Source organism: Geomonas limicola, assembly GCF_014193675.1.
In the GTDB taxonomy this organism is placed as follows: Bacteria; Desulfobacterota; Desulfuromonadia; order Geobacterales; family Geobacteraceae; genus Geomonas; species Geomonas limicola.
The window spans coordinates 624610-649841 of the sequence record NZ_BLXZ01000002.1 but is presented as its reverse complement, the minus strand read 5'-3'; the positions used below and the strand labels follow the sequence as shown (position 1 = coordinate 649841).

The following is a 25232-nucleotide window of genomic DNA, read 5'->3' as shown; positions in this document are numbered from 1 at the left end:
CCGTTGACTTATCCCTCAGTCTCCCCTAATATTCTCGCTATGGAAATCCTCCCCAAGCTAAAATCGGCTTTCCGCTTCTCCAACTTCTCTCTGATCCAAAAGATCAGTGTGGGTTATGCAGCCATGGCACTGTTTACCATGGCCGCCCTTGCGTTCTCTTCCTTCAGCCTGTACGCTCTGAACAAGACCGCCCGGGGGATCGCCAACAAAGATCTCCCCATGATCAGTTCCCTGATCAAGTTGCGCACCTCGCTCCTGGCACAGGAGAGCTACGCGGGAAAGTACCAGATACTCAAGGACCCGACCTTCGTCGAACTGTTCCACCAGCGCGAAAAGGAGACCATGGTAAACCTGGGGGTGCTCCAGGACCTCGACTCCTCGCGCGACACGGCGACCCTGAACCGGCTCTACGCCGACTTCCGCCTGGCCGCGGCCCGGCTTTTCTCCGGGGAAAGTGACCGTGAGGGGGAACTCAGGGCCCTTTCCGTGCGGCTCCTGAACGCCGTTGATGCCTTCTACGGCAAGCGCCAGGACCTCTTGCAGGCCGAACTGCAGAGCGCCAACTACCAGCAGGAATCGACCATCCGCTGGACCATCATCATCTCCTGCACCGGGTTCCTGCTCGCCATCGGGGTCGCCCCCTTCGTGACCTACCGCACCTTCCGGGCGATCCGGAAGCTGCAGCGCGCCACGCACCGGATCGCCGAGGGTGACTTCGACTACGACCCGCAGATCCCCCCGGGCGACGAGATCAGCGAACTGGCCCGCGACTTCACCAGGATGGCGGCGCGCCTCAAGGTGCTCGAGCAAAACAGCCTGGACGCGAGCCCCCTCACCCGGCTCCCCGGAAACATCGCCATCGAGCGGGTCCTGGACCAGCGGCTGAAAAGCGGCGGCAACTTCGCCTTCTGCTACGCCGACCTGGACAACTTCAAGCCCTTCAGCGACCACTACGGCTACGCCAAGGGGAGCGAGCTCTTGCGGGTGACCGGCGACCTGATCCTCGCCACCGTGAAGGAAGTAGGCGACCCGGGGAGCTTCGTCGGCCACGTCGGCGGCGACGACTTCGTCATGGTCCTCTCCACCGACCGGGTCGCCGAGGTCTGCGAGGCGGTGATCCGCAACTTTGACAGGGAAGTACGCCGGCACTTCGGACCCGAGGACCTGGCGCGCGGCGGCATAGACGGCTGCGACCGCTACGGCGTGCACCGCTTCTTCCCCATCACCACCATCTCCATCGCCGTCATCATCTGCGGCGGCGACGAGTACTCCTCCGCGGTCGACATCGCCCGGGCCTCGGCCCAGGCCAAGGATTCGGCCAAGGAGACTCCCGGCAGCAACTACCTGATCGTCGGGAAACGAAAGCAGGCATGATGAAAAAGCACCTGACCCTTATCCTGGCCGCCGCCCTGTGCGCCGGCTGCGCTACCGGGCGGTCCGGCGAAAAAGGGAGCGGCTTCCTGCAGAGCTTCTCGGAAGGGCGCCGCCTCGCCTCGGCGCGGACCTCCCTCGAGAAAGGGGACAGTGCCGGCGCCAGCAAGATCCTGGAGTCTATCGTGAGCGGCCCGGCCATCCCCGGCGTTACCGACGAGGCGCTCTTTAGGCTGGCGCTGTTGTCCTTGAAACCCAGCGTCGAGCGTCCGGCCTCACCCCAGGGGCACCAGCTGCTCAGGCGCCTGAAGAAGGAATTTCCTGCCAGTCCCTGGAGCGTCCAAGCCACCCCTCTTGTAGAATTGATCACTACTGCCGATGAACTGAAGAGACAAAACCGCGCCTACCGGATCACCAACCAGACCCTCAGCCACGAGGTCGGGGACCTGAACCGTACCATCAACGACCTGAACAAGAACATCGAGCAGTTGAAACACCTCGACCTGGAACTTGAAAAAAAACGTTAGCGACCCGCAGTTCTCCGCGGGAGCGAGCGCCCACGGAGCCTACCGATGACCCGCCCGATTGAAAGCTTCATCCGCAACCTTCCCAAAGCCGAGCTACACCTGCACATCGAGGGGACCCTCGAACCGGAGCTCATGTTCCGGCTGGCCGAGCGCAACCGCATCACCCTCCCCTTCGCCTCGCTCGACGAGGTGCGCGCCGCCTACCAGTTCAGCGACCTGCAGTCCTTCCTGGACATCTACTACCAGGGGATGCAGGTCCTTATCAAAGAGGAAGACTTCTACGACCTGGCGCTGGCCTATTTCGAGCGCGCCCACGCAGACCGGATCCGCCACTGCGAACTCTTCTTCGACCCCCAGGGTCACACCGAGCGCGGCATCCCCTTCAAGACGGTTATCTCGGGGCTGCGTCGTGCGCAGGAGGAGGCCCGCGAGCGCCTGGGGATCAGCTCCGGGCTCATCCTCTGCTTCCTGCGCCACCTAAGCGCCGAGAGCGCACAGGCGACCCTGGAAGAGGCGCTCCCCTACCGCGAGTGGCTCATTGGCGTCGGGCTCGACTCCTCGGAGAGCGGCCACCCCCCGGCCAAGTTCGAGGCGGTGTTTGCCAGGGCCCGCCAGGAAGGACTTATCCCCGTGGCGCACGCGGGCGAAGAAGGGCCGCCCGCCTACATCTGGGAGGCCCTGGACCTCCTCAGGGTACGGCGCATCGACCACGGCGTGCGCTGTCTCGAGGACGAAGGCCTGGTAAAGCGGCTCGCCGCCGAGAAAGTGCCGCTTACCGTCTGCCCCCTTTCCAACGTGAAGCTGCGCGTCTTCGACACCATGGCCCGGCACAACCTGAAGGAGCTTTTGCATCGCGAGCTCTGCGTCACGGTGAACTCGGACGACCCCGCCTACTTCGGCGGCTACCTCACCGAGAACTTCCTCGCGGTGCAGCGCGCTCTCGGGCTCAGCTTCGCCGAGATCCGTCAGCTTGCCGACAACGGGTTCAGTGCGTCGTTTCTGGGGGAGCGGGAAAAAAGGGAACTGCTGGACGAGGTGCGCCACTACTGCGCGGGGTTCCCGCAGGACTAGAATATCCGCGGTCTAAAAGGAGCAGGGCGGTGGATCTTCTCTAAGATCGTGGAGTCCCGCCACCCCCTATCCCCCTCCCGTCAAGGGCGGGGGGATTAACATCACACAACCCACAAAAAAGGGCGCCGCAGAGGCGCCCTTTTTTTGTCATAAGGTTCGATCACAGGTCGCGGGGGAGCTCCAGGGGCGGTTCCTCGAGGAGCGCCAACTGCTCGCGCAGCTGCAGGATGTGCTCCCCCCAGTAGCGCACCGTGTTGAACCAGGGGAAGGTGCGCGGAAAACTGGGGTCCTCCCAGCGGCTGGCGAGCCAGGCGCTGTAGTGCAGCATGCGCAGGGCGCGCAAAGCCTCTACCAGCCAGAGCTCGCGGGAGTGGAAGTCGTTGAACTCGCGGTATCCCTTGATGAGCTGGACCAGTTGTGCCTGCTGGCGCGGCCGCTCGCCGGAGAGCATCATCCAGAGGTCCTGGATGGCCGGAGCGGTCCGGGCGTCGTCGAAGTCCACGAAGTGCGGGGCACCGTCGCGCCAGAGGATGTTGCCGGCATGACAGTCGCCGTGGGCGCGGATGACGCGGACGTCCGGGGTGGCGGCGAAGATCTCGTCGATCGCCTGCAGGAGCTGCTCGGTCACCGCCAGGTAACTCTCCCGGTACTCGTCCGGGATGAAGTCGGCACTGATGAGCTGCACGCTGCGCCGCCCGAAACTCATGCAGTCCAGGGTTGGGCGCTCCTTGAAGGGTCGCAGGGCACCGATCGAGTGGATGCGCCCCAGCATGCGACCGAGGATCACCAGGTTCTCGTCGTTGTCGAACTCGGGGGCGTGCCCCCCCTGGCGCGGGTAGAGCGCGAAACGGAACCCCTCGTAGTGGAACAGGCTCTCGCCTGCCTCGTTGCGGCAGGGGGCCACCACGGGGAGCTCGTGCTCGGCAAGCTCGAAGGAGAAGGCATGCTCTTCGAGGATCTGGGCGTCGCTCCAGCGCCTAGGGCGGTAGAACTTGGCGATCAGCGGTTGACCGTCCTCGACCCCCACCTGGTAGACGCGGTTTTCGTAGCTGTTCAGGGCCGAGGTGCGGCAGTCGCAGCGGTATCCCTGGCTCTCCACGGCGTCCATGATGAAGCTGGGGGTCAGGGTCTGAAAGGGATGGGTGCTCTCCGGCATCGGGCGGGTATCTCCTGCGCGTTTGGCTTAGCTACGTTTGCTACCATACCACCATTGGCCGCCCGACGGCAACGCCCGGTTCCGCCTCAGAAAACACCGAGTTGCCGCAAGAGCGGGAGCTTCTCCTCGCGAAACACCGCGATCACCCGGGCCAGCTCGGCGAGGTTCTCCTCTTCGGTAGTGAGGATCTCTCCTTCTCGGCTCAGCAGTTGTTCGCGCTGCCGCATCTCTCCCCAGATAAAGGCCGCCGGGTCGTCGGTGCCGCGGATCTCGCAGAGCAGGAGCAGCCGCTCCAGCCAGTCCACCTTCACGCCGCTTTGCAGGACCGGCGAGGCGAGGGTCTTTTTCTCCAGGTTGTCCAGGTGCCGCTCGATGATCGCGTTGTTGAGCCGGCGCGTGGTCATGGTGGTGTAGAGCGCCGGTTCCACCGCGGTCATCACGTAGTCCGCCGCCATGAGCACCATGAGCGCCTCGATCACCCGGGTCTTGCCCAGGGACTCGACCTCCGGATGGGACAGGAGCTGGTCCAGGGTCTGCGGCCTTTCTTCCAGCGCCAGGAGGATCGGGTCGTACAACAGGGGCTCGAGAGCCACCTCACCGATGGGGAAGGCTGCCTTGTACTCGACCCTCGCCCGGGGCACCACCAGGGCGAACCCGGTCTCCCCCACGTGGCGCAGCTGTTCCACCGCCGGGATGCGCCGCCCCCCCTTGGTGAAGATGTCCCGGCGCAGCAGCGGCGCCACCGTGAAGTCTTTCACGGTCTCGCGCATCACCCGGTCCGAGATCGCCCCCAGCACCTGCTGCTGCTCGGCGCTGAAGCGGAGCATGTCCTGGTTCTCGGCGAGGTTCGCCGAACCGACGAAGTGCAGCTTGGCCGCGGCGAGGTTGCGTACCACCTCGGCATGGTAGAAAAGGGACCAGTCCCGGTTGAAGAATTCGTGCACCACGTAGTTACGCGGCAGGGTGCAGATGTAGTCGAAGAAATCCCGGGCAGCTGAATTGGTGCTGAAGAAGGAGGCTCCGGCACTTTTGAGCCGCTGGGCAAACCTGAGCGCGCGCTCGACACGCTCCTCCAGGTTCCCCGGCTGGGTGTCGGCGTAGCTTGAGAGCAGCTGGCGCAACGGGGCGTAGCTGCTCCAGCCCGGGAGGCTGTTGTAGCTTACATAGACCACGCCGCCGGATTTGAGGTGGGTGCGCAGGAAGTCGACGATGCGCTGCCGGTTCTCCGGCCCGACCCAGGAGTAGATGCCGTGCAGCACGATGAAGTCGAACTGGGGGAGGTCCAGCTCGGGGAGGTCGGCGAAGCTCGCCTCCCAGAAGGTGACGTTCTGGATGCTCGCCTGGCGCGCCACGTTGCGCGCGCCTGCGATATGCGCCGCGTTGAAGTCCACGGCGTGGAACTGCCCCTCTGGGTGGCAGGCGGCGAACAGGTTTACCGATTCACCCTGACCGCAACCGAGGTCCAGGTAGCTGAACCCTTCCTTGAGCGGCACCGGATCGCGGCTTTGCAGCAGCAGGATGAAGTTGAGGGCCGAGGGACCCAGCTCGCGGTAGACCCCGTGCACGTATTCGACCTCGGTGATGTAGCCGTCTTGCCATTCCATGGTGCCTGCCCTTGCTTCCTCAGCCGATGCCTCGGGAGCCGTTTATTACAAATGTTTACAAAGGCCGCAAAATAGCAGCTAGCCCCGGTTATGTCAACCAGTGACCTATTGTCTAATGAACTGTTCGAGCACGTCAATCAGAAGGGTATGATGCCGAAAATCAGGTTGGAGGGGAGTTGGAACGGCCCCAGGGGGTTGTTCTGTTCCTGCAGTTGATCGATCTGCGGTTCCCCGCTGGCGAGCTTGTAGGCGACGTGGTGGTTCACGAAGACGATGAGTGCCTTGAAGCGCCAGCCGGTCTCCTGGGTAACCCGCCGGAAACTCGCGATATCCAGCCAGAAATTGCCGATGCGCTTGGTATAGGTCCGCTTCGGCTCGAAAACGTAGGCGCGGCAGTCGTCGCGCGCCATGAGGCAGGCCTGCAACCCGGGGTCGAGTTCCTCGTGCGGGATCCCCTGCACGGTCGCCGCGATGTCCAGGTAGTTGAGCACCTTGAGGTTGGGGGAGCTCTTCACGTCGAAGCCGAGCACCTTCAGATCCTCCACGGTGGTTTCGCCGACGGTTATCTTGTCGAAGGCCCCCTTGGCGTCGGAGTAGTTGGTCCAGGGCGATTCGGCCACCGCCTTGCCGCTGGGCAGCAGCCGGCTGCATCCGACCTGGAGCACCAGAAGAGCCAGCACCGTCAATTGCAGTAGCAGGTTACGCCGCATGTCCCGCGCCCCGGTTAAAGGTTAGATTAAAGCTGGTTTATTATAACGCAGATTCGCAGAGGGAACAGGAGAGGTGGTTCCGGGTGGTCCTGGCGTAACGGGCGGGGAAGACGGGGGCAGGCTCTCCAGTGCCGGGCGACCGGAGGTGAACCCGGGAAATGGAGCAAAAAGAGCCCGCCACTGCAGGTGAGTGGCGGGCCCAGAGGTCGCTTGGATCCGTTTTGTCAGGGGCTAGCCCTGCTGCCGTTTTTTCTTGGTCTTCAGCCCGCAGTGCGGGCAGCGCTTGTCCGGCACCGAGAGCCGGCAGGTCTCGCACCAGTAGTCGATGAGCTGCTCCGCAAAACAGCTGGGGCAACTGCCGGGACGACCCGGCTCGCAACTGCAGTTCTTTTCTGTCATGACACTACCTCCTGGCTAGGCAACCGAAGGTTACGGGTTCAGCATCTTCTTCAAGTACTGCCCGGTATAGGATCTCTCCACCCGTGCCACCTGCTCCGGGGTGCCGGTGGCGATGATCTCGCCGCCGCGGTCGCCCCCTTCCGGTCCCAGGTCCACGATCCAGTCCGCCGTCTTGATCACGTCCAGGTTGTGCTCGATGACCACGATGGTGTTTCCGGCGTCGACCAGCTTGTGCAGCACCTCCAGAAGCTTGGCAATGTCCGCGAAATGGAGGCCGGTGGTCGGTTCGTCCAGGATGTAGATGGTCCGCCCGGTGGCCCTCTTGGAAAGCTCCTTGGCGAGCTTCACGCGCTGCGCCTCGCCGCCGGAGAGGGTGGTCGCCGACTGCCCGAGCCTGATGTAGCCGAGCCCCACGTCCTCCAGGGTCTTCAGCTTGCTCTTGATGCGCGGGATGTGCTCCAGGAACATGAGCGCCTGGGAGACCGTCATGTCCAGCACTTCGGCGATCGATTTACCCTTGAAGTGCACCTCCAGGGTCTCCCGGTTGTAGCGCGCCCCCTTGCAGACCTCGCACTGTACGAAGACGTCGGGCAAAAAGTGCATCTCGATCTTGATGATGCCGTCACCCGAGCAGGCCTCGCAGCGCCCCCCCTTCACGTTGAAGGAGTAGCGCCCCGGCTTGTAGCCGCGCATCTTCGACTCGGGGAGCTGGGCGAAGATGTCCCGGATCTCGGTGAAGAGGCCGGTGTAGGTAGCCGGGTTGGAGCGCGGCGTCCTGCCGATGGGGGACTGGTCGATGTTGATCACCTTGTCCAGCACCTCGAGACCCTTGATCGCCTTCACCGCCCCGGCCTTCTCGCGGCTCTTGTAGATGTGCTGGTTCAGGGTCTGGTACAGCGTGTCGATGACGAGCGTTGATTTGCCCGAGCCCGAGACGCCGGTCACGCAGGTGAGGACACCCAGCGGGATGTCCACCGAGACGTCCTTCAGGTTGTTCTCGGTCGCCTTCTCGATGGTCAGGAAGCGCTGCCCCTTGCGCCGTTTTTTGGGGATCGGAATGGAGAGCGCGCCCGAGAGGAACCGCCCCGTGAGCGAGCGCGGGTTGGCCATGATCTCCGCCGGCGTTCCCTGGGCCACCACTTCGCCGCCATGCACCCCGGCACCGGGCCCCATGTCGATCACCCAGTCCGCCTCCTGGATGGTCTCCTCGTCGTGCTCCACAACGAGCACCGTGTTACCGATGTCACGCAGGTGGCGCAGCGTCTGCAAGAGGCGCCCGTTGTCGCGCTGGTGCAGGCCGATCGAGGGCTCGTCCAGGATGTAGAGGACCCCGACCAGCGAGGAGCCGATCTGGGTGGCGAGCCGGATGCGCTGCCCCTCGCCGCCGGAGAGCGTCCCCGAAGAGCGGTCGAGCGAAAGGTAGTCGAGCCCCACGTTCACCAGGAAGTTCAGGCGCTCGCGGATCTCCTTCAGGATGCGGCGCGCGATGTCCTCCTCCTTCTCGGAGAGCGACAGGGTGTTGAAGAAGGTGAGCGCGTCCTTGATGGAGAGCGAGGTCACCTGCTGCACGTTCTGCCCCCCTACCCTGACGAAGAGCGCCTCCTTCTTGAGGCGCGCCCCCTGGCAGGTCGGGCAGGGCATCACGTTCATGTACTTTTCCAGCTCCTCGCGCACCTGCTCCGATTCGCTCTCGCGGTAGCGGCGCTCCAGGTTGTTCAGCACACCCTCGAAGGCCTTCTGGTAGTTGTGGCGCTTGCCGGAATCGTCCTCCCACCAGAAGTCGACCAGGCGGCCGCCCGAGCCGTTCATGATCACCTCCCTGGCCTTCTCGGGAAGTTTGTTGTAGGGGACCGTGGTCGAGAAACCGTAGGCCTTGGCGAGCGCCTCGAGGGTCTGCTGGTACCAGCCCGAGAAGCGTTTCTCCCAGGGGGCGATGGCCCCTTCCCGGATCGAGAGGTCGGGATCCGGGACCACCAGGTCGGCGTCCAGGTACATGCGGGTCCCAAGCCCCGTGCAGTCCGGGCAGGCGCCGTAGGGGTTGTTGAAGGAAAACATGCGCGGGGTCATCTCCGGGTAGGAGATGCCGCAGTCGATGCAGGCCATGGACTCGGAGAAGATGAGCGTCTCCGCCTTGTTGCCGAGGGCCTGGTCTTCCGACACCCCCAGCTTGACGATCCCCTCGGCGTGGTGCAGCGCGGTCTCCAGCGAATCGGCCAGGCGCTTCTCGATCCCCGGCTTCACCACCAGGCGGTCCACCACGATGTCGATGTCGTGCTTCTTCTTTTTGTCCATCTCGATCTCGTCGGAGAGATCGTGGGTGGTGCCGTCCACGATGACCCGGACGAACCCTTCCTTGCGTAACTGGGCGAGTTCCTTCTTGTACTCCCCCTTGCGCCCCCGGATGATCGGGGACAGGAGCGTCAGCTTGGTCCCCTGCGGCAGGGTCATCACCTGGTCCACCATCTGCGAGACGGTCTGCGAGGAGATCAGCTTCCCGCAGCTGTAGCAGTAGGGCTTGCCGACCCGCGCGAACAACAGGCGCAGGTAGTCGTAGATTTCGGTGACGGTCCCTACCGTCGAGCGGGGGTTCTTGCTGGTTGTCTTCTGCTCGATGGAGATGGCAGGCGAGAGCCCCTCGATGGACTCGACGTCCGGTTTTTCCATCTGCTCCAGGAACTGCCGGGCGTAGGCCGAGAGCGACTCGACGTAGCGGCGCTGCCCTTCCGCGTAGATGGTGTCGAAGGCCAGCGTTGATTTTCCCGATCCCGAGATACCGGTGATGACTACCAGCTGGTCCCGGGGGATCTCCACATCGATGCACTTCAGGTTGTGCTCGCAGGCACCCTTAATGATAATTTTGTTCGTTGCCATGGTACTCCCGCATCCAGATTTTCCACCCAACCAGGTGGGCCGAAGGTAACATTAGAATATAGCACATCGTGCACTCATTTTCCCGGTTTTCTCCGTAAAGGGCCGGTTTCCTCACGCCAGGCGAGGAAATCGCTACAGTTTTTTCAGCTGAAGCCGATAGGTTCAGTGCAGCAGAGTCCTGATGTCCATTTACCGGAGGCGACGCATGAACCGCCGTTACCAGATCATACTTATCGCCCTCAGCCTGGCTCTCCCCGCGGCCGTCCTGGCCGCGTCCGAACCGGCGCCCCCCGCGGCCGTGGCAGCTGTTGCAGCGGCGGCGCCCGAGAAGGCCGAGCCGAGCAACGAGGTGCAGTCCCGTAAACTGGCACTCGCCGAGGCGAAGCTCGCTGCACTTGCCGCCGAGGGGAACGGCACCGCCAAGCCCGCCGAGCCGAAGAAGAAGCCGGCAACCAAAAAGAAGAAGGCCAGGGCGCATAAGGCCAAGGGAAAGACCGACCCGGCCCAGGCCAAGGTCTACAACCGCCGACTCTCCGAAAACGAGGTGCGCGGCATCCTGAGCACCACCCGGGACCTCTCGGGCATGGACCTCTCCGGGCTCAACCTGACCGGCATGGACCTAAGCGGTGCCAAGCTGAACCGGGTCAACCTGCGCATGGCCAACCTGGAGCGTGCCGACCTCGCCGAGACCGACCTGGAGCTCGCCGACCTGACCGGCGCCAACCTGCGCGGCGCCAGCCTGAGCCAGGCCCGCCTGCGCGGCACCCGCCTGGACGGAAGCCGCATGGACGGCGCTCTCTGGATCGACAAGACGGTCTGCCGCAACGGCTCGGTCGGCAGCTGCATCGAGTAACCCCATGGGGCAGATCCGAGGAATCGGGATCGATCACCCACTGCCAGCCTCAACGAAAAAAGCCCCGGATCTCTCCGGGGCTTTTTCGCTTTTGTCAGCCGTTGTCGTCAGTTACTAGATTTTCACCACGTTTGCGGCCTGCAGACCTTTCGGCCCCTTCTGAACGTCGAAGGAAACCTGGTCGCCTTCCGCCAGGGACTTAAACCCATCACCCTGGATAGCGGAGAAATGCACGAAGACATCATCACCGTTGTCCTGTTCGATAAAACCAAAACCTTTGCTGTCGTTGAACCACTTCACTACGCCTTGTGCCATTCCTGCATTCTCCTTACTAACTTCTGGTTGAAAATCGGGCGGGGACGATCTCCCCGCCACTGTTAAGATCTTAGGCTTTACGTCCTAATGGTGTCAAGCTATTTGCCGAACTCCATCTCGGCCATCCGCTTGTAGAGGTCGAAGCGACGGGTGGTGAGCTCGCTGGAGCGCGCCATGAGGGCCGCCGCGGCCTCCGGGTTGTTCTTCTTGAGCACCCGGTAGCGGTTCTCGCCGTAGGCGTACTCCTCGAGCGTGATGGTCGGCTCCTTGGAATCGAGCAGCAGCGGGTTCTTCCCTGCCTCGGCCAGCTCCGGGTTGTAGCGCAAGAGCGGCCAGTGACCTGAGGCAACCGCACGGCGGTCCTCCTCTACGGCGCTCGCCATGTCGATGCCGTGGGCGATGCAGTGGCTGTAGGCGATGATCAGGGACGGTCCGTCGTAGGCTTCCGCCTCGAGGAACGCCTTCACCACCTGGCCGGGGTTGGAGAGCGCCACGCGCGCCACGTAGACGTTGCCGTAGGCCATGGCGATCATCGCCAGGTCCTTCTTGGCCTGCGGCTTGCCGCCTGCGGCGAACTGGGCCACGGCCCCCATCGGGGTAGCCTTGGAGGCTTGGCCGCCGGTGTTCGAGTACACCTCGGTGTCGAGCACCAGGAGGTTCACGTTCTTGCCGGAGGCGATCACGTGGTCCAGGCCGCCGTAGCCGATGTCGTAGGCCCAGCCGTCGCCGCCCACGCACCAGACCGACTTCTTCACCAGGTAGTCGGCGATGGAGAGGAGCTTCTTGGCGGCCGGCTCACTGCAGCCAGCCAGCGCCTCTTTCAGCTTCGCCACGCGCCCGCGCTGCGCCTCGACGCCCGCCTGGTCCTTCTGGTCGGCGGCGAGGATCTCCTGCATGACCGGCTTGACCGGATCGCAGGACTTGCAGGAGCAGCCGATCAGCTGGGTCACCAGCTCGCGGGCCGCCTCGTTGAACTTGTCGATGGCCAGTCGCATGCCGAAGCCGAACTCGGCGTTGTCCTCGAAGAGCGAGTTGGACCAGGCCGGGCCGCGGCCATCCTGATTCTGCGACCAGGGGGTGGTCGGGAGGTTGCCGCCGTAGATCGAGGTGCAGCCGGTCGCGTTGGCGATCATGGCGCGGTCGCCGAAGAGCTGCGACATGAGCTTTAAGTACGGGGTCTCGCCGCAGCCGGCGCAGGCGCCCGAGTACTCGAAGAGCGGGGTGATCAGTTGGCTTCCCTTCAGGGTGTCGCGCTTGTAGAGCTTCGGATCGGTGTCCGGGATCTGCAGGAAGAAGTCGTAGTTGGCCGCCTCGGTCGCCCTGAGCGGGGCCTGGAACTTCATGTTGATCGCCTTGTGCTTGGGATCTTCCTTGGACTTCGCCGGGCAGTTGTAGACGCAGGCGCCGCAGCCGGTGCAGTCTTCCGGGGCGACCTGCACGGTGCACTTCATCCCCTTGAACTCGTTGCCGCGGGCGTCGGCCGACTTGAAGGTCTCCGGCGCACCCTTGAGGCTGTCGCCCTCGTACACCTTCATCCTGATGGTGGCGTGCGGGCAGACGAACGAGCAGATGCCGCACTGGATGCAGAGCGCCTCGTCCCAGACCGGGATGTCCACGGCGATGTTGCGTTTCTCGTACTGCGAGGTCGCGGTCGGGAAGGTGCCGTCGGCCGGCATCTTGGAGACCGGCAGGTTGTCGCCGTAGCCGGCGATGATCGGGGCGGTGACCTCCTGGACGAAGGCAGGGGCGTGGGCACCGACGACCGGCGGCTTCTTCAGCTTGCTGCTGGCCTGGGCCGGCACCTTAACCTCGAAGATGTTGGCGAGCGCCGCATCCACCGCCTTGTTGTTCATCTCGACGACCTTCTCGCCGGACTTGCCGTAGGACTTCTTGATGGCGTCCTTGATGGCGTCGATGGCGACCTGCAGCTCCATGATGCCGGAGATCTTGAAGAAGGCGGTCTGCATGATCACGTTGATGCGGGCGCCCAGACCCAGTTCCTCGGCGAGCCTGATGGCGTCGATCACGTAGAACTTGAGCTTCTTGGCGATGATTTCTTTCTGCACCTCGACCGGCATGGAATCCCAGACCGAGTCCTTGTCAAACGGCGAGCAGAGCAGGAAGGTGCCGCCCGTCTTGGCGCGCTCCAGCATGTCGTACTTCTCCAGGAAGGAGAAGTTGTGGCAGGCCACGAAGTCCGCCTGGTCGATCAGGTACGGGGAGCGGATCTCCCCCTTGCCGAACCTTAGGTGCGAGGTGGTCACGCTGCCCGCCTTCTTCGAGTCGTACACGAAGTAGGCCTGGACGTTGTTGTCCGAGTGCTCGCCGATGATCTTGATGGAGTTCTTGTTGGCGCCCACGGTGCCGTCGGAACCGAGGCCGTAGAACATCGCCGAGTAGGTGCCCGGGGAGGGGTTCATGAACTTGGCGTCGTAGGGGAGCGAGCAGTTGGTCACGTCCTCGACGATACCGACCACGAAGTGGTTCTTCGGCTTGTCGAGTTTCAGGTTGTCGTAGACCCCCTTGGCCATCCCCGGGGTGAGCTCCTTGGATCCCAGGCCGAAGCGGCCGCCGACGATGATCGGGTACCCCGGGAAAGAGACCGTGCCATCGGCCATCGCCTCGCCGACGGCGGTGCGCACGTCGAGGTAGAGCGGTTCGCCCAGGGAGCCCGGCTCCTTGGTGCGGTCCAGTACGGCGATCTTCCTGGCCGTGGCCGGGATGGCGGCAGCCAGGATTTCCGCCGGGAAGGGACGGAACAAGCGTACTTTCAGGAGGCCGACCTTCTCGCCGTTCTTGTTCAGGGTCTCCAGGGTCTCCTGGAAGGTGTCGGCGGCGCTCCCCATCACGATGACCACGCGCTCCGCGTCCGGGGCGCCCACGTACTCGACGAGCTTGTAGCTGCGGCCGGTCACCTTGGCGAACTTGTCCATCTCCTCCTGGACGATGGTCATCGCCTTCGGGTAGAAGGCGTTCACGGTCTCGCGACCCTGGAAGTAGACGTCCGGGTTCTGGGCGGTGCCGCGCATCACCGGGCGGTCCGGGGTGAGCGCGCGGTCGCGGTGCGCCTGCACCAACTCGTCGGTGAGCATGGCGCGCATGTCGTCGAAGGTAAGCTCCTCGACCTTCTGTACCTCGTGGGAGGTCCTGAAGCCGTCGAAGAAGTGCATGAAGGGAACCCGGGCCCTAAGCGTCGCAGCCTGGGCGATCAGGGCGAAGTCCATGACCTCCTGCACGTTGTTGGAGCAGAGCATCCCCCAGCCGGTGGAGCGGGCCGCCATGACGTCGGAGTGGTCGCCGAAGATGTTCAGCGCTGCGGCCGAGATGGCGCGGGCCGAGATGTGGAACACCGTCGAGGTCAATTCGCCGGCGATCTTGAACATGTTCGGGATCATGAGGAGCAAGCCCTGGCTTGCGGTAAAGGTCGTGGTAAGGGCACCGGCCTGCAGCGCACCGTGCACGGCGCCGGAGGCGCCACCCTCGGACTGCAGCTCCGAGACGAAAGGTACGGTTCCCCAGATGTTCTTCTCGCCCCGGGCGCTCTTCTCGTCCGAGATCTCCCCCATGACGGAGGAAGGGGTGATCGGGTAGATGGCGATCACCTCGTTGGTGGCGTGCGCCACGTGTGCTGCGGCAGTATTACCGTCGATCGTTACCATTCTGCGGGACATTGATTTCCTCCTGTGAGAATAGGGCTAGGATTAATGAAGCGGTTGAACGGCGGTCGGTTTTCCGGGTCGGTTCCGCCGTGGATTACGGTTCACAATTCAGAGCGCCCTTCGACGGCGCGCTGCACCGTTGCTGCATCTACGTATTCGAGGTCGCTGCCGATGGGGATGCCGTGGGCCAGCCGGGTGACTCTAATGGATAACGGCTTGATGAGCTTTGTCAAGAAAAGTGCGGTCGCCTCACCCTCGACGCTGAAGTTGGTGGCGATGAGCACCTCGCGAACCTCGCCCCCCTCCAGCCGCTTCATGAGCTCGGCGATCCTCAGTTCCGCCGGGGTTACCCCGCTCAAGGGGGAAAGGGCTCCCTGCATCACGTGGTAGCGCCCGCGGAAGGCCCGGCTCTTCTCGATGGCCAGGATGTCCTGGGGCTCCTCCACCACGCAGAGGGTGCTGGCGTCGCGCTCTCCCGAGCAGATCCAGCAGGGGTCCTCCTCGGTGATGGCGAAGCAGACCGAGCAGAACCTGACCCGCTCCCGCACCAGGGTGAGGCTCTCGGCCAGGGCGTCGATGTTGTCGGGATGCTTCAGGAGGTGAAACGCCAGTCGCAGTGCGCTCTTCTCGCCAACTCCTGGTAATTTCTTGAGTTCACCTACCAGCCGGGTCAGCGAGTTCGAAAAATGTAGCATATTCCCACCACGGATAAAACATTTTTTTACTGATTATTTTGGCCAAAAAATTTTTTGACCGAGAATCGGTTAATTAATTAAAACACCAGAAATTGAACGCAAAACGCGGATGACGGTCCGGGATGTTCCGATCGAAGGATCGTCCCGCCCGGCCGGCATCCGCGCCTAACTGTAGGTCTTTTCTTAGAAGAGTCCCGGGATGTTCAGGCCGCCGGTGATCTTGCTCATCTCCTCGCTCATCGCCTGGTGCACTTTTTTCAGTGCCTCGTTCACCGCGCTGAGGATGAGATCCTGCAGCATCTCGACGTCCTCCGGATCGACCGCCTCTTTCTTGATGGTCAGGGAGAGCACCTGGTTCTTCCCGTTGACAACCACTGTTACGGCACCGCCGCCTGCGGTCGCCTCGGCGGTTTTCTCCGCCGCTTCTTCCTGCAGTTTACCCATCTTCTGCTGCATCATCTGAGCCTGCTTCATGATCTGCGCCAAACCTTTAGACATCGTATCCTCCGCGTGAGTATCTGACCTGTCCCGACGAGCGCCGTGAGGCTTTCGTCAGGGCTTTGTCTTGATTTCGGTTACTTCGGCGATCTCGCCGTCGAAGAGCTCGACGGCGGCGGTCACCAGGGGGTGTTCTTCCGCCTCGCGCCTCAGGGTTGCGGCCCGTTCGGCGTCTTCAAGGCTTTTTTTTTCCGAGAGGCTCGGGGCGGCGTTACTGGGGACGGCATCCAGCGCCACCACCTTCAAGGTGGGGTTGCCGCCGAAGTGCTCGCCGGCCAGGGCGCGCAGCTCGGCCTGCTTGGCGTTGTCCTGCACCTGCATCAGCTCGTAGGAGCCGGCCAGGCAGCCCAGTTCCAGGCTCTGCGGGGTCACACGGACCGGGTAGACCTGCTCCAGAAGCGAGCCGAGCATCGGCTTCTTACCCTTTATGAAGCGCACCAGGCTCCCCCAGAGGTCCCCGGAGCCCACGGGGGGACCGGCCGGAGCAGCCTGGGGCGCGGGACGCGGGGCCTGAGGCGCCGGCGCGGCAGCCGGGCGGGGTGCTGCACCGGACGGGGCAGCCTGGGCAACGGGTGCCTGGGGCCGGGGAGCCGCTGCGGTACGCTCGGCGGCTGCCAGCTGGGCCGGGCGCGCTGCCGGGGGAGCTCCCCCTTCCAGCGCCGCGATCCGCTGCAAAAGCTCCTGCACCGGTACTGCCGGGCGCAGGGTGGCCATCTTCATGAGTGCCATCTCCAGCACGAGCCGCGGGAAGCTTGCCTGCCCCATCTCCCCTTCCGCCTTCAGAAGCAGGGTGAGGTGGCGCTGCAACTCGCCCGGGTTCTGCGTCTTGGCGAGGCCGGCCAGTTCGGCGAGTTCCGCCTCGGAGAGGTCCAAAAGCCCCTGGGCATCCCCCACCGCCTGGATGATCGCCACCGCGCGGAACAGGTCGATGAGCTCCTGGCAGAACTGGCGCATGTTGTAGCCGAAGCTGTCCACCCGGGCCACCAGTTCCAGCACCCCGCGCAGGTCGCGCTCGAAGACGGCGCGCGCGGCGTCCAGGATCAGGCGGCGGTCCACAACCCCGAGAAGAGCGGTAACCTCCTCGTCCGAGACCTGCTCTCCGCAGAAGGCGAGCACCTGGTCCAGGGTGGTCAGCGAGTCGCGCATGCTGCCATCCCCCTTGCGGGCCACGATGGTGAGCGCCTCATCGCTTACCGAGACCCCTTCCTGGTCTACGATGTAGCGCAGCCTCGAGACGATGCGCGGCAACGCGATCCGCTTGAAGTCGAAGCGCTGGCAGCGGGACAGGATGGTGATGGGGACCTTGTGCGGTTCGGTGGTGGCGAAGATGAACTTGACGTGGGCGGGGGGCTCTTCCAGCGTCTTCAACAGGGCGTTGAAGGCGTTGGTGGTGAGCATGTGCACTTCATCGATGATGAAGATCTTGTAGCGCGAGCGCGAGGGGAGGTACTTGATGTTGTCGCGTAGTTCGCGGATGTCGTCGACGCCGGTGTTGGAGGCGCCGTCGATCTCGAAGACGTCGACCGAGTTCCCCTCGGTGATCTCGAGGCACGCCGAGCAGTGGTTGCACGGCTCGACCGAGAGTCCCTCCTCGCAGTTGAGCGCCTTGGCGAGAATGCGCGCGGAGCTGGTCTTGCCGACGCCGCGGGCCCCGGTGAACAGGAAGGCGTGCGCCACCCGGCCGCCGTCGATGGCGTTTTTCAGGGTTTGGCTGACGTGCTCCTGCCCCACCAGGTCGGTGAAGGTCTGGGGCCGCCACTTTCTCGCAAGTACCTGATAGGACAAGAAGACTACCTCGCGGCAAAATGCCGGTTACTAGGTGCCGGGGGGAGGGAACGACTAAAGGGGGATTGCGGAAAGAGCTGATAGCTGGGCTACCCCGCGGCACACGGGGGCGGTTACTGCCGCTGCTTCCTTCCGGACCTGACGGAGTTCATAACCTTCCGTTGCGCGGGACCCAGCTATCAGGTCTATCCGCAAGGAAATAATTTAAGTATGGCGGAGAGAGAGGGATTCGAACCCTCGGTACGCTATTAACGTACACACGCTTTCCAGGCGTGCTCCTTCAACCACTCGGACATCTCTCCACGAGAAGGACGTTTATAATATAGCCGGTCGTAATTGTAAAGTGATTTCTTAAGAGATGGGGAAATGAGCCGGGGGAACCAGCCGTCCCCAAGGCTTGGCGTACCGGGGGACGGCGCTGTTCAGCACGGCCCATCCATCTGGCGCGTGGTCTTCTTGCGGGCGATGATGGCCTGCAGCAGGGTCTGCTGCTCCTTTTGCTGCAAGAGCTGCTTCACGATGATCTCGCGCACCGAAAGGAGGTTTTTCTTCAGGCTCTCGGCGGTGCGCACCAGGTGCCGGGCGCGCGGGTCGCTCCGCACGTAGGGGGAGAGCAGGTGCACCGCCTCGCTGATCTTCTGGCTCATCAGCACCCTCTCGCGATAGTCGTCCAGCCCCCCCGATTTCAGGCGCTCCTCGAGAGCGCGAAACTCGGAGGTGAAGTAGCTTAGGACATCCGATTGTATGGTATCGTCGTTGCGCATCAAACTCACCCTATCCTTTAGCGGCACGAAGCCGCAGGCCATTGCACAGTATGGAAATCTATTCGGCACGCCCCCCGGTTACTTTATAAAAATAATTTTTTCACGGCGACCTGATCCACCCCCCATTGCGCTGGATAATCGGCCCCGTTTTTGCTATGCTCCAGCAATGTTGTTTACCCTTCCCCCCGCCCCCGGCGGGGCCGAGCCAGCCAGCACAGGACCATGCCAACCTCCGATTACCTCAACGAAATAATCCGACAGCTCGAACCGGGCGACGCCAACCTGAGCCTGACCGGACTGAAAGGCTCGGCCCCGGCCTACCTGGTGTCGCGGCTTTCCTCCCGGCTCTCTACGCCGCTCGTGGTGCTGACGCCGGACCAGGACGCCGCCGACGAGCTTACGAAGGAGCTTTGCTACTTCGCCGCGCGCCCCGAGGAGATCCTCCCCTTCCCGGGCTGGGACATCACCCCCTTCGAGGCGGCCTCGCCGCACCAGGAGATCGTCGGCGAGCGCTTGAAGGCGCTCCTCGCCCTTCTGGACGGCCGGGTCAAGGTCCTGGTCCTGCCGCTGGCGAGCGCCCTGCAGCGCGTGCTCCCCCGGGAGGTCCTGGGCGAGGTCTGCCAGTACCTGGTGGTGGGGGCCGAGCTCGAGCGCGAGCCCTTGGTGGCCAAACTGGTGCAGCTCGGGTACGCCCACGTCCCGATCGTCGAGGACCGCGGCAGCTTCTCGGTGCGCGGCGGCATCCTGGACATCTTCCCCCCCGACCTCCCCCGCCCGGTGCGCATCGAGTTCTTCGGCGACCAGGTGGAGACCATGCGCAGCTTCGACCCGGTGACCCAGCGCTCGCTGGAACCGATCGAGGAGCTGGTGCTGGTCCCCTCGCGTGAGGTGATCCTCTCCGAGGCGGTCCTGAAGGAGTTCGCCCCGCGCCTGAAGAGGCGCTGCGACCACCTGGGGATCGGGGCGGACCGGCGCCGCGAGCTTCTGGAACAGCTGCAACACGCCATCTACCCGCCGGGGATCGACTTCCTGCAGCCACTCTTCCACCCGGGGCTGGAGACGGTCTTCGACTACCTGGGACCCGACGCCGTCCGGGTATTGGTCGACCCCGCGGCCCTTGAGGCAGAGACCGAGCGCTGCGAAGCGGACCTGGCCCTCGCCTTCACCCGAGCCGAGCTGCGCGACGCCATCGTCTGCGACCCGGCCGAGCTCTACCTTTCCCGGGAAAAGCTCGAGGAGCTGGTGGCCGGCGGCCGGCGCCTGAACCTGCCGCAGCTCGACCTCTCCGACGCTCCCGGCACCCGGCTGCGCCTGGAGTTCCAGGACAACGCCGACCTGAAGCTGGAACTGGGCGGCGAAGGGGAGCGCGTACTGGCACCCCTGGCCGACCGGATGGTGCACTGGATCGCCGCCGGGAACCGCGTGCTGGTCCCCTGCCACCAGGCCGGCCAGGCCCGCCGTCTCTACGAGCTCTTCTCCCACTACCGGCTCCCCATCGAGATCTCCGAGTCCCGTTTCCCGCAGGCGGCCCAGATCCCCCCAGGACGCGTGGAGATCCTGGTCGGAGAGATCTCGCGCGGCTTCCGTCTTGAGGCGGACAAGCTCGTGGTCATCGCCGAGGAGGAGATCTTCGGCAAACGCGTCAAGCGCCGCGGCCTCTCCGAGGCCCGCAAGAAGCAGCTTCTCACCTCGCTCGCCGAACTGAAACCCGGCGACCACATGGTGCACATCGACTTCGGGGTCGCCATCTACCGGGGGCTCGAGCACCTAAGCCTCACCGGTCTCGAGGGGGACTTCCTGCTCCTCGAGTACGCCGGCGGAGACAAGCTCTACCTCCCGGTGGACCGCATCAACCTGGTGCAGCGCTACGTCGGGGCCGAGGGGGTCGAGCCGCGCCTGGACAAGCTGGGTGGCGCCGGCTGGGAAAAGGCAAAGGCAAAGGCGAAGAGCGAGATCGAGGAGATGGCCGCGGAGCTTTTGAAGGTCCACGCGGCCCGCGAGGTGATGGAGGGGTACCGCTACTCCCCCGCCGACGAGATGTACCACGAGTTCGAGGCGGCCTTCGCCTTCGAGGAGACCCCGGACCAGGCCGCCGCCATCGACCAGGTGATCGCCGACATGGAGAGCCCGCGCCCCATGGACCGGCTGGTCTGCGGCGACGTGGGGTACGGCAAGACCGAGGTCGCCATGCGCGCCGCCTTCAAGGCGGCCCTGGACAACAAGCAGGTGGCCGTGCTGGTCCCCACCACCGTGCTCGCCCAGCAGCACTACGAGAGCTTTTCGGCCCGCGTGAAGGACTACCCGGTGCGGGTGGAGATGATCTCGCGCTTTAGGACCCCCCAGGAGCAGAAGCAGATCCTCGAGGCGGTCAAGAGGGGCGAGGTGGACATCATCATCGGCACCCATCGCCTGCTGCAAAAGGACGTGGTCTTCAAGGACCTGGGGCTTTTGATCGTGGACGAGGAGCAGCGCTTCGGGGTGACCCACAAGGAGCGCCTCAAGCAGTTCCGCGCCGTGGTGGACATCCTCACCCTCACCGCGACCCCGATCCCGCGCACCCTCTACATGTCGCTCATGGGGATCCGGGACCTCTCCATCATCGACACCCCGCCGGTGGATAGGCTCGCCATCAAGACCTTCGTGTCGCGCTCCTCGGACGAGCTGATCCGCGAGGCGGTCTTACGGGAACTGAGGCGCGGTGGCCAGGTCTTCTTCGTGCACAACCGGGTGCAGAGCATCGGCGCCATGGCCGAGGAGCTCAGGCGCATCGTCCCCGAGGCGCGCATCGTGGTGGGTCACGGCCAGATGGCCGAGAAGGAGCTCGAGAAGGTGATGCTCTCCTTCATGCACGGCGAGGCGAACCTGCTTCTCTGCACCACCATCATCGAAAGCGGCCTGGACATCCCCAACGCGAACACCCTCATCGTGAACCGCGCCGACACCTTCGGCCTCTCCCAGCTCTACCAGCTCAGGGGCCGGGTCGGGCGCTCCAAGAGCCGCGCCTACGCCTACCTGCTGATCCCCGGGGAGGGGGCCATCTCCTCCGACGCCCGGGAACGCCTGAAGATCATCCAGGACATCACCGAACTCGGCGCCGGCTTCCGCATCGCCACCCACGACATGGAGATCCGCGGCGCCGGCGACCTTCTGGGGGCGCGCCAGTCCGGCGACATCGCCGCGGTCGGCTTCGAGCTCTACACCGAGCTTCTGGACGAGGCGGTGCGCACCCTGAAGGGGGAGGCGCTCCCCGAGCGGGTCGAGCCGGAGATCAAGCTGAAGGTGCCGGCCTTCATCCCCGAGGAGTACGTCCGGGACCCCAACCAGCGCCTGCTCATCTACAAGAAGCTCACCCAGCCCGCCGACGAGGCCGAGATCGAGGACATCCGCGCCGAGCTGGTGGACCGTTTCGGGCAGCTCCCGGTGGCGGCCGTCTACCTCCTCGAGGTAATGCGCCTGCGGGTACTCCTCAAGGGGTTCCTGGTCAAGGAGATCGAGCTGGCCGGCAACGACCTGGTGCTCTCCTTCCACGAAAGAACACCGGTCTCGCCGGACGCCATCACGGGACTTTTGCGCAAAGAGAAGGGAAAATTCCGCTTTACTCCCGACTACCGGCTCTACGCCCGGATCAGCGACACCTCCTTCGACGGGGTGCTGCGCGAAGCCAGAAATCTCTTGAAATGCCTATTCTGATATGCTAGCGTCACCAGGATTGGAAGATACTTAAATTATTAAAAAGGAGTCACTGTGTACTTCAAAAAATCAGCCATTTTTCTGGCCCTTGCCCTCAGCGTGGCAGCTGCCGGCTGCAAGCAGCAGGCGACCAGCGAGGCGAAAAAAGAAGACAAAAGCGGCGTGGTGCTCGCCGAGGTAAACGGCACCCCCATCACCGACAAGGAGTTCTACAAGGAGCAGGAGAACCTTCCTCCCTACCTCAAGCCGATGACCGAGACCCCGGACGGGCGCAAGGAGATGCTCGACACCATGGTGGTGCGTGAGCTGATCATGCAGGAGGCCCAGAAGGAAGGGCTCGACAAGTCCCCGGAGGTAGCGGCCAAGCTCGAGGACCTGAAAAAGCGCGTCATCGTCGAGGCGTTCCTGAAGAAGAAGGTCGAGGACTCGGCCAACATCCCCGACTCCGAGCTGAAGGCCTTCTACGACAAGAACCTCGACAAGTTCAAGACCGGCGAGCAGATCCATGCGAGCCACATCCTGGTGAAGACCGAGGCCGAGGCCAAGGACATCGAGAAGCAGCTCAAGGCCGGCGGTAACTTCGAGGAGCTGGCCAAGAAGCACTCCATCGACGGCGCCGCAGCCAAAGGTGGCGATCTGGGCTGGTTCGGGAAGGGTTCCATGCTGCCGGACTTCGAGAAGGCCGCCTTCTCGCTCAAGGAAGGGACCACCTCCGGCATCGTGCAGACCAAGTTCGGCTACCACATCATCAAGGTGACCGGCAAGCGCCCGGCAGGGACCCGCACCTTCGACGAGGTGAAGGATCAGCTCAAGGCGGCGCTCGCTCCCGAGAAACAGCAGGCAAGCTTCAAGAAGATCAAGGAAGATCTCAAGAAGGGCGCCAAGATCAACGTCAAGGAAGACGCCCTGAAAGGTCTGAAGGCCAAGGGGGGCGACGAGGCCAAGGCTGAGCCGGCCGCCGGCAAGACCGAGGCAGCTCCGGCCGCCCAGCCGGCCAAGAAGTAATTCCTCGGCAGCTTCCCTTCGACTTAAGTAGCGGCCGGGCCGCTGTGTCCGGCCGCCTTTTTACCCGCAGTACGAGAGAACGACATGGTAAAGATCCGCACCGGCATCATCGCCCTCGCCCTGGCGCTCACCCCCGCCCTGGCCCCCGCGCAGGTCATCGACAGCATCGCTGCCGTCGTCAACGATGAGCTGATCACCACCCACGAGCTGGACCGGGAGTACCAGCAGTTGCAGAAAGAACAGCAACAGCTCCCGGCCTCAGAGAAGATGGGACTCAGGACCGCCGCGCTGAACCGGCTGATCGACAAGAAACTCATCGACCAGAAGGTGCGCGAGTTGGACGTCAAGGTGCTTGACGACGAGGTGAAGGCAGCCATCGAGGACGTCAAGAAGCAAAACCGCATGACCCAGGAGCAGCTGGTCCAGGCCCTGGCGGCCCAGGGGCTCAGCTTCGACGAGTACCGGCGCCAGTTGAGGGAGCAGTTGGAGCGGCTGCGGCTGATGAGCCAGGAGGTGCGCTCCAAGATCCAGGTGGGCGATCAGGAGGTCCAGGACTACTACAACGCGAACCTGGCGCGCTACGGCGCCATCGAGCAGTTCCGGGCCCGGCACATCTTCTTCAAGGTGGACAAGAAAGGTGGGGCGGCCGAACTGGCCAAGGTTGAAGCCCACGCCAACGAGGTGCTCAAGGAGGCGCAGGCCGGCAAGAATTTCGTCGAGCTCGCCAAGAAGTATTCCGACGACCCGGCGGCCGCCAAGGACGGTGGCGATCTGGGGACCTTCAAGCGTTCCGACATGCTCGCCGAGATCGGCGACACCGTCGCCGCCATGAAGCCCGGCGAGGTGAGCAACCTGGTCATGAGCCAGGCCGGTCTGCACATCATCAAGCTGGAGGAGAAGGGGCTCGGTCAGGCCAAGCCGCTGGCCGAGGTGAAGAACGACATCGAGGAGCTCCTCTTCAAGAAGAAGGCCGACGAGCGTTTCACCCAGTGGCTGAAGGACCTGCGCACCTCGGTGGCTGTGGATATCAGGCAGTAAGGGGCCGAAGGGGCGCTGTTTCAACCTTTCCGAGCTCGATTCCATCTCCCTCCACCGCCATGGGAGAGGGAGATAAAACAACGCAAAAGGGGGCGAAGACCTTAAAGTCTTCGCCCCCTTTTTTTCTTTCGTTCGCAGCTATCGCGTACCCAAGGATCCCGCGACGCTCTCGCTACAGCCCCTCTTTAGCCAGTTCCTCCATCAGTTCACGCTGCCGGGCGCTGAGACGTTCCGGGACCTGCACGCCGATCCTCACGTACATGTCGCCGCGCTCCTTTTTCCCCATCGGGTGGAAGCCGAGCCCCTTGAGGCGCACCTTGGTCCCCGACTGGATGCCTGCCGGGATCTTGATACGCTTGGTCCCCTGCATGGTCGGCACCTCGACCGCGCCCCCCAACACCGCCTCGGAAAACTTCACATCCAGAGGGGCCACGATGTCGTCCCCCTCGCGCTGGAAGTGCGGGTCCGCCCCCACCTTCACGGTGAGGTAGATGTCGCCTGCGGCACCCCCCATCCTGCCGGCGCCCCCCTTCCCGGCCACCCTCAGTTTGGCGCCATCCTCGATCCCCGCCGGGACCTTGACCGAGAGTTCCTCGCGCACCCCGTCGCGCAGGTAGGCGATCCGCTTCTCGGCCCCGTCGTAGGCGTCGCGGAAGGTGACGCTGACCTCCATGTTGTAGTCGTCCCCCTTCACCCCCATGCCGCCCATACCACCCATGCCGCCGTGGCGGGGACCGCCGCCCTGCCGGGCGCCGCGCTGGCGCCGCATGGCGTCGCCGAAGAGGCGCGAGAAGATGTCGTCGGAACCAAACCCCTGGTCCTTGAACATATCGCCGACGTCGAAGCCGCGGAAGATGTCCTCCTGCGAGAAGCGCTCGTGGAAGTTCGTGGAACCGAACTGGTCGTACTGCTCCTTCTTCTTCGGGTCCGAGAGTACCGCGTACGCCTCGTTGATCTCCTTGAAGCGCTCCTCGGCCTGCTTGTCTCCCGGGTTCTTATCGGGATGGTACTTGACGGCGAGCTTGCGGTAGGCCCTCTTCAGCTCCTCGATCGAGGCCCCCTTCTTGACTCCCAGTACCTCGTAGTAATCCCTTTGTGCCATGCTTTACTTCCTTTCCGGATACGGTGACCTTCAGCTCCCCTGAATGTAAACACCTGCCGGGCCCTTGTCAACCACTGTAAGCTTGACATCATGAGTGGTCGCAGCTTATATATCCCGTT

Annotated in this window: 19 protein-coding genes, 1 tRNA gene and 1 other RNA gene; 7 read left to right on the top strand and 14 right to left on the bottom strand. The window is 63.8% G+C overall.

Annotated elements, in window-relative coordinates; translation table 11 throughout:
* Positions 1-123: 123 nt before the first annotated feature.
* From H7688_RS06595 to H7688_RS06585, 3 genes are read left to right on the top strand one after another with little or no spacing between them, the layout of a single operon-like run.
* Positions 124-1374: a GGDEF domain-containing protein gene (locus tag H7688_RS06595; RefSeq protein WP_246329728.1), complete on the top strand. Its 1251-nt coding sequence runs from the start codon at positions 124-126 to the stop codon at positions 1372-1374.
* Positions 1371-1898, top strand: coding sequence for a hypothetical protein (locus tag H7688_RS06590; RefSeq protein WP_246329727.1), 528 nt, complete (start codon positions 1371-1373; stop codon positions 1896-1898). The genes H7688_RS06595 and H7688_RS06590 overlap by 4 nt, the downstream gene beginning before the upstream one ends.
* A 45-nt stretch (positions 1899-1943) precedes the next feature.
* Entirely contained in the window at positions 1944-2969 is a 1026-nt protein-coding gene (locus tag H7688_RS06585; protein ID WP_183360259.1) for an adenosine deaminase, read from the top strand.
* Between the two features lie 160 nt (positions 2970-3129).
* Here the strand turns inward: H7688_RS06585 and H7688_RS06580 are convergent, their stop codons facing one another.
* The 5 genes from H7688_RS06580 to uvrA all read right to left on the bottom strand — a co-directional run bounded on the left by H7688_RS06580 (position 3130) and on the right by uvrA (position 9709).
* The gene (locus tag H7688_RS06580; RefSeq protein WP_183360258.1) at positions 3130-4125 is read right to left on the bottom strand and encodes a serine/threonine protein kinase; all 996 of its coding nucleotides are present in this window, start codon (positions 4123-4125) and stop codon (positions 3130-3132) included.
* A gap of 86 nt (positions 4126-4211) precedes the next feature.
* Positions 4212-5729: a class I SAM-dependent methyltransferase gene (locus tag H7688_RS06575; protein WP_183360257.1), complete on the bottom strand. Its 1518-nt coding sequence runs from the start codon at positions 5727-5729 to the stop codon at positions 4212-4214.
* A 137-nt stretch (positions 5730-5866) separates the two neighbouring features.
* On the bottom strand, positions 5867-6439 hold the full coding sequence (locus H7688_RS06570; RefSeq protein ID WP_183360256.1) for a hypothetical protein: 573 nt from the start codon (positions 6437-6439) through the stop codon (positions 5867-5869).
* A 231-nt stretch (positions 6440-6670) separates the two neighbouring features.
* Complete coding sequence (locus H7688_RS06565; protein WP_183360255.1) at positions 6671-6838, bottom strand: hypothetical protein; 168 nt, start codon at positions 6836-6838, stop codon at positions 6671-6673.
* Between the two features lie 30 nt (positions 6839-6868).
* The gene (gene uvrA, locus H7688_RS06560) at positions 6869-9709 is read right to left on the bottom strand and encodes an excinuclease ABC subunit UvrA (protein WP_183360254.1); all 2841 of its coding nucleotides are present in this window, start codon (positions 9707-9709) and stop codon (positions 6869-6871) included.
* Between the two features lie 205 nt (positions 9710-9914).
* Between uvrA and H7688_RS06555 the strand changes: the two genes are divergently transcribed.
* On the top strand, positions 9915-10562 hold the full coding sequence (locus tag H7688_RS06555) for a pentapeptide repeat-containing protein (protein WP_183360253.1): 648 nt from the start codon (positions 9915-9917) through the stop codon (positions 10560-10562).
* A gap of 114 nt (positions 10563-10676) precedes the next feature.
* Here the strand turns inward: H7688_RS06555 and H7688_RS06550 are convergent, their stop codons facing one another.
* From H7688_RS06550 to H7688_RS06515, 8 genes are all read right to left on the bottom strand, one after another.
* Positions 10677-10877, bottom strand: coding sequence for a cold-shock protein (locus H7688_RS06550; protein WP_183353814.1), 201 nt, complete (start codon positions 10875-10877; stop codon positions 10677-10679).
* A 98-nt stretch (positions 10878-10975) separates the two neighbouring features.
* Positions 10976-14548 carry a pyruvate:ferredoxin (flavodoxin) oxidoreductase gene (gene nifJ / locus H7688_RS06545; protein ID WP_183360252.1) on the bottom strand — a complete coding sequence of 1191 codons (3573 nt, stop codon included), beginning with the start codon at positions 14546-14548 and terminating at the stop codon, positions 10976-10978.
* Positions 14549-14637: 89 nt separating this feature from the next.
* Positions 14638-15231 (bottom strand): recombination mediator RecR, encoded by a 594-nt coding sequence (gene recR, locus H7688_RS06540; RefSeq protein ID WP_183360251.1) that lies wholly within the window; start codon positions 15229-15231, stop codon positions 14638-14640.
* Between the two features lie 183 nt (positions 15232-15414).
* On the bottom strand, positions 15415-15729 hold the full coding sequence (locus H7688_RS06535) for a YbaB/EbfC family nucleoid-associated protein (RefSeq protein WP_183360250.1): 315 nt from the start codon (positions 15727-15729) through the stop codon (positions 15415-15417).
* 54 nt (positions 15730-15783) lie between these two features.
* The gene (dnaX, locus tag H7688_RS06530) at positions 15784-17514 is read right to left on the bottom strand and encodes a DNA polymerase III subunit gamma/tau (RefSeq protein WP_183360249.1); all 1731 of its coding nucleotides are present in this window, start codon (positions 17512-17514) and stop codon (positions 15784-15786) included.
* A 79-nt stretch (positions 17515-17593) separates the two neighbouring features.
* An RNA gene (gene ffs / locus H7688_RS06525) (signal recognition particle sRNA small type) lies at positions 17594-17692 on the bottom strand.
* Positions 17693-17725: 33 nt separating this feature from the next.
* Positions 17726-17816 (bottom strand) — tRNA-Ser (locus H7688_RS06520).
* 120 nt (positions 17817-17936) lie between these two features.
* The gene (locus H7688_RS06515) at positions 17937-18278 is read right to left on the bottom strand and encodes a hypothetical protein (protein WP_183360248.1); all 342 of its coding nucleotides are present in this window, start codon (positions 18276-18278) and stop codon (positions 17937-17939) included.
* Between the two features lie 222 nt (positions 18279-18500).
* On the opposite strand from H7688_RS06515, the gene mfd reads away from it, so the two are divergent.
* The 3 genes from mfd to H7688_RS06500 all read left to right on the top strand — a co-directional run bounded on the left by mfd (position 18501) and on the right by H7688_RS06500 (position 24011).
* Positions 18501-21968 (top strand): transcription-repair coupling factor, encoded by a 3468-nt coding sequence (mfd, locus tag H7688_RS06510; RefSeq protein ID WP_183360247.1) that lies wholly within the window; start codon positions 18501-18503, stop codon positions 21966-21968.
* A 54-nt stretch (positions 21969-22022) separates the two neighbouring features.
* Entirely contained in the window at positions 22023-22973 is a 951-nt protein-coding gene (locus tag H7688_RS06505; protein WP_183360246.1) for a peptidylprolyl isomerase, read from the top strand.
* An 84-nt stretch (positions 22974-23057) separates the two neighbouring features.
* The gene (locus H7688_RS06500) at positions 23058-24011 is read left to right on the top strand and encodes a peptidylprolyl isomerase (RefSeq protein ID WP_183360245.1); all 954 of its coding nucleotides are present in this window, start codon (positions 23058-23060) and stop codon (positions 24009-24011) included.
* Between the two features lie 172 nt (positions 24012-24183).
* Here H7688_RS06500 and H7688_RS06495 read toward each other — a convergent pair whose 3' ends face one another.
* Positions 24184-25113, bottom strand: coding sequence for a DnaJ C-terminal domain-containing protein (locus H7688_RS06495; RefSeq protein WP_183360244.1), 930 nt, complete (start codon positions 25111-25113; stop codon positions 24184-24186).
* Positions 25114-25232: the final 119 nt, after the last annotated feature.

Coding starts and splice junctions, on each gene's coding strand:
- H7688_RS06595 (WP_246329728.1), top strand. CDS start 124: ATGGCACTGTTTACCATGGCCGCCCTTGCGTTCTCTTCCTTCAGCCTG.
- H7688_RS06590 (WP_246329727.1), top strand. CDS start 1,371: ATGATGAAAAAGCACCTGACCCTTATCCTGGCCGCCGCCCTGTGCGCC.
- H7688_RS06585 (WP_183360259.1), top strand. CDS start 1,944: ATGACCCGCCCGATTGAAAGCTTCATCCGCAACCTTCCCAAAGCCGAG.
- H7688_RS06580 (WP_183360258.1), bottom strand. CDS start 4,125: ATGCCGGAGAGCACCCATCCCTTTCAGACCCTGACCCCCAGCTTCATC.
- H7688_RS06575 (WP_183360257.1), bottom strand. CDS start 5,729: ATGGAATGGCAAGACGGCTACATCACCGAGGTCGAATACGTGCACGGG.
- H7688_RS06570 (WP_183360256.1), bottom strand. CDS start 6,439: ATGCGGCGTAACCTGCTACTGCAATTGACGGTGCTGGCTCTTCTGGTG.
- H7688_RS06565 (WP_183360255.1), bottom strand. CDS start 6,838: ATGACAGAAAAGAACTGCAGTTGCGAGCCGGGTCGTCCCGGCAGTTGC.
- uvrA (WP_183360254.1), bottom strand. CDS start 9,709: ATGGCAACGAACAAAATTATCATTAAGGGTGCCTGCGAGCACAACCTG.
- H7688_RS06555 (WP_183360253.1), top strand. CDS start 9,915: ATGAACCGCCGTTACCAGATCATACTTATCGCCCTCAGCCTGGCTCTC.
- H7688_RS06550 (WP_183353814.1), bottom strand. CDS start 10,877: ATGGCACAAGGCGTAGTGAAGTGGTTCAACGACAGCAAAGGTTTTGGT.
- nifJ (WP_183360252.1), bottom strand. CDS start 14,548: ATGTCCCGCAGAATGGTAACGATCGACGGTAATACTGCCGCAGCACAC.
- recR (WP_183360251.1), bottom strand. CDS start 15,231: ATGCTACATTTTTCGAACTCGCTGACCCGGCTGGTAGGTGAACTCAAG.
- H7688_RS06535 (WP_183360250.1), bottom strand. CDS start 15,729: ATGTCTAAAGGTTTGGCGCAGATCATGAAGCAGGCTCAGATGATGCAG.
- H7688_RS06515 (WP_183360248.1), bottom strand. CDS start 18,278: ATGCGCAACGACGATACCATACAATCGGATGTCCTAAGCTACTTCACC.
- mfd (WP_183360247.1), top strand. CDS start 18,501: ATGCCAACCTCCGATTACCTCAACGAAATAATCCGACAGCTCGAACCG.
- H7688_RS06500 (WP_183360245.1), top strand. CDS start 23,058: ATGGTAAAGATCCGCACCGGCATCATCGCCCTCGCCCTGGCGCTCACC.
- H7688_RS06495 (WP_183360244.1), bottom strand. CDS start 25,113: ATGGCACAAAGGGATTACTACGAGGTACTGGGAGTCAAGAAGGGGGCC.